Below are 3,719 nucleotides of genomic sequence, written 5' to 3' on the forward strand. Positions count from 1 at the left end.
GGGCGGGGGACGCCGAGCCGGTGCAGATAGGCGTCCACGGTGTCATCGGTGATCATGCCGTGGCACCCTAGCCGGTATGACCGACATCCTGCTGACGCTCCATCCGATACCCGACCGGGTGGACGGGTTGCTGCGCCGGGCCGGTGCGCAGCCCCGGCTGCGCGCCCACCTGGAACTGGTCCACGACGTGGCCGCCCGGCTGCTCGACGGCATCGCCGCCCGCTGGCCCGGCGCCGCCGTCGACGGTCCGGCCGTGCTGTTCGGCGCCGCCACCCACGACCTCGGCAAGGTGCGTCATCCCGAGGAGCTCACCGGTCCCGGCCACCGGCACGAGGAGGCCGGACACCTGCTGTTGCTCGAACTCGGCGTCGACCCGCGGGACGCGCGCTTCGCCCGGACCCACGCGTCCTGGACCCTGCCGGGGATCAGCCTGGAGGAACTGCTGGTCAGCCTGGCCGACCAGGTCTGGCGGGGCAGCCGCCGGGCCGACCTGGAGGATCTGGTGACCGCCCGGCTGGCCGAGGCCGGAGGGCTGGCGCGCTGGGAGGTCTTCCTGGCCCTGGACGACCTGCTCACCGACCTCGGCGCGGACGCCGACCGGCGCCTCGCCCACCAGAACGCCTTCGCGACCGTCGGCTGAGCCCCGTCCCGTTCCCCGCCGCCGCGCCGGCCCGGCGCGCGGGCTACCGCTCGGCCGGGCAGAACGCGTCCGCGGCCGGCCGCCCACCGGTGACCAGGAACCGGGTCACCAGCGCGTCGCCGCAGGCGTTGCCGTTGGCCAGGTAGGCGTCGTGCCCACCGGAGTCGACGGCCACCATCCGGGCCCGGTCACCCAGGGCCTGCCGCAGCTTCAGCGCGCCCCGGTACGGGGTGGCGGGGTCGCGCAGGTTCTGCACCAGCAGGACGTTCGACGGCCCCCGCGGTGTCACCCGGACCGGCGGCTCCGCCGGGGCCGGCCAGAACGCGCACGGCATCACGTTGACCGGCATCCCGGCCGTCAGCGGACGGGCCGCCCGCTCCCGCGCCACCGCCTGCGGGTAGCCGGCGGCCGCCGGGGGCCAGGCCACGTCGTTGCACAGGGTGCCGACCGAGACGGCGACGGTGTTCTGCAGCGCGGCGTCCGGCGGCGCCTGCACGGCCGGCAGCGGACGCGAGCCCTGCGCGGCCAGCACCAGCCGGGCCAGCACGGGGAACTTCTCGTCGTCGTACAGGCTCTCCACCATCGTCTCGCGCAGCGCGTTGCCGTTCAGCACCGGGGGGTTGGCGCCCGGCCAGGGCAGCGGTGCGCGGTCCAGCCGGGCGGCCAGGTCCAGGAACAGCGGCCGGACCTGCTCGGGGGTGTCGGCGAGCCGGTCCGGGTTGCCGGGCGCGGCCGCCCAGGCCGCGAAGTCGGGGAAGCGGTCCTCCGCGCCCGGCCCGAACGCGGCCAGCCAGCCCCGGCCGACCTTCGCCGGGTCCGGGTCGTCGTTGCTGTCCAGCACGATCCGGTCGGTGTGCGCGGGGAACATCGTGGCGTACACCGCCCCCACGTAGGTGCCGTACGAGGTGCCCCAGGCGGAGATCCGCCGCTCGCCGAGCGCCTGGCGGAGCAGGTCGAGGTCGCGGGCCTCGTTGGCGGTGGACAGCGAGCGCAGGACCGGGCCGCCGTGCGCCAGGCAGGTCTCGGCGACCCGGCGGGCGGTCGCCGTGTTGGCGGCGGTCGAACCGTCGGCGGCGGGCCACGGGCGCAGCCGGACCATCGACAGGTCCTCGTGCGCCAGACCGCAGTCGACGGGGGTGCTGTGCCCGACCCCGCGCGGGTCGAAGCCGATCAGGTCGTAGCGGTCGCGGACCTCCTGCGGCAGCCTGCCGAGCACGGCGGACGGTGTGTTCAGGCCCGTTCCGCCGGGGCCGCCCGGGATCAACAGCAGGCTGCCGCGCCGCAGTTCGGGCCGGGCGGCGGCGATCCGGGACACCGCGAGGGTGATCCGAGGGCCGTCGGGGCGGCTGTGGTCGAGCGGTACGGCGAGCGTGGCGCAGCGCTGTTCGGGGGCGGTCGCACCGTCGCAGGCACCCCAGGTCAGCGGCGCGGGACCGGCGGGTGCGGCGGCGGCGACCGGGACGGTGGTGGCGAGGACGGCGATGGCGGCGGCGGCAACGGCCGCGGTGCGGTGGATGATTCCCATGCGGAGCAGTCTTGCCGGGAGCCGGGCGCGATCCCATCGGGCCAACGGGCCTGTCCGGGGTGGGGAGTTCCCCACCCCGGACCTCGGGTCAGCCGCCGACGGCGGCCGCCCACCGGGGCCGGCCGGCCGTGATGCCCGCGCCGACGCCGACGCCGACCAGCACGGTCCCGGCCAGCTCGCCCGGGTGCAGGCCGCCGGTGCCCAGCGCGGCGCCGGAGAGGGCCGCCGTCACCGGGATCAGCCCGGCGAACAGCCCGGCCCGCTCCGGTCCCAGCCGGCCGAGCGCGGTGTACCAGAGCAGGAAGGCGACCACGGTCAGCATGACCGCGAGGTACAGCAGCGCCGCCGCCTCGCCGGCGGTCGGCACCCGCAGCAGCCGCCCGCCGTCCAGCACCAGCCCGGCCAGCGCGAACATCGGCACCGCGAGCGCCGTGGTGTACGCGGAGACCCGGACCGGGCCCAGCCGGGGGAGCAGGTCGACGGCGAGCAGCGAGAACGCCGCCTCGCAGGCCAGCGTGCCCAGCGCGCACCCGAAGCCCAGCAGGTCCCCGGGCCCGAAGCCCTGGGTGACCGCGGCCCCGGCCACCACCACCCCAGCGGCCGCCAGCAGCCGGAGCTGCGGCCGGCGGCGGGCCAGGACCGGTGCCAGCACCGCGAGCAGCAGCGGGGTGCAGCCCACCACCGAGCCGACCGCCGCCGGGTCGGTCCGGCGCAGCGCCTGGATCAGCAGCACGTTGAACGCGAACAGGCCGGTGGCGGCGAGCAGGACCAGCCGCAGCAGTTCGCTGCGGCTCGGGCGCGGCCGCAGCGGGCCGCCGCGCCGGACCAGCGGCAGCAGCAGGGCGGCGGCCAGCAGGTAGCGGGCGGCCTGCCCGCCGTACAGGGGGTAGTCGGTCAGGGCGGCGGTGGCGCCGGTGGAGCAGCCCAGGACGGTCATCGCGGCGGCCGCGTACAGCCCGCCGGAGGCGGCCCGGGAGAGCGTCCGCCGCCGGGCGGGGACCGGGACGGCGGCGGGCGTCGGGACGGCGGAGGGTACGGGGGCGCCGGCGGGCGCGGTGGCGGGAACGGACGCGGTGGCGGGCTCGGTGGGCGGCATGTCTGTCACGCTAGGAGCGGAAGTGGTCCGCCGGACAGGTCCACTCGACGCGTCCTAGGGAGGACCACTGTGCCGGAGCTGTTCGTCCCGGTCGACCATGCGCTCGGCGACCTGACCGGCCAGCTGACCCGGGCGCTGCGCGGCGCCGTCCAGGGCGGACGGCTGGCGGCCGGTGCCCGGCTGCCGTCCACCCGCGCCCTGGCCGCCCAGCTGGGACTGTCCCGCGGGGTGGTGGTCGAGTGCTACGCCCAACTGGTCGCCGAGGGCTACCTGGTGGGCGTGCGCGGCTCGGGTACCCGGGTCGCGGCCGGGGTCGCCCGGCCGCCCGCCCAAGAGCCGCCGGCGGACCCCGACCGGCCGCCCGGCCACGACCTCAAGCCGGGCACGCCCGACCTGGCGGCCTTCCCGCGGGCCGCCTGGCTGGCCGCCACCCGCCGGGCGCTCACGGCCGCCCAGCA

Annotated in this window: 4 protein-coding genes; 2 read left to right on the top strand and 2 right to left on the bottom strand. The window is 77.6% G+C overall.

Annotation, left to right across the window (positions count from 1 at the left end; all coding sequences use genetic code 11):
* The first annotated feature begins 76 nt into the window (after positions 1–76).
* On the top strand, positions 77–640 hold the full coding sequence (locus AA75_RS33550; RefSeq protein ID WP_033824135.1) for an HD domain-containing protein: 564 nt from the start codon (positions 77–79) through the stop codon (positions 638–640).
* Between the two features lie 43 nt (positions 641–683).
* Here the strand turns inward: AA75_RS33550 and AA75_RS33555 are convergent, their stop codons facing one another.
* Both AA75_RS33555 and AA75_RS33560 read right to left on the bottom strand, forming a co-directional pair.
* Positions 684–2,165 (bottom strand): alpha/beta hydrolase, encoded by a 1,482-nt coding sequence (locus tag AA75_RS33555; RefSeq protein WP_033824136.1) that lies wholly within the window; start codon positions 2,163–2,165, stop codon positions 684–686.
* 88 nt (positions 2,166–2,253) lie between these two features.
* Positions 2,254–3,261: a DMT family transporter gene (locus tag AA75_RS33560; RefSeq protein WP_199520479.1), complete on the bottom strand. Its 1,008-nt coding sequence runs from the start codon at positions 3,259–3,261 to the stop codon at positions 2,254–2,256.
* Positions 3,262–3,339: 78 nt separating this feature from the next.
* Between AA75_RS33560 and AA75_RS33565 the strand changes: the two genes are divergently transcribed.
* A partial coding sequence (locus AA75_RS33565; protein WP_233289303.1) for a GntR family transcriptional regulator occupies positions 3,340–3,719 on the top strand: 380 nt, incomplete at its 3' end.

Origin of the sequence: Kitasatospora sp. MBT63 (genome assembly GCF_000710465.2) — a bacterium.
Classification (GTDB): domain Bacteria; phylum Actinomycetota; class Actinomycetes; order Streptomycetales; family Streptomycetaceae; genus Kitasatospora.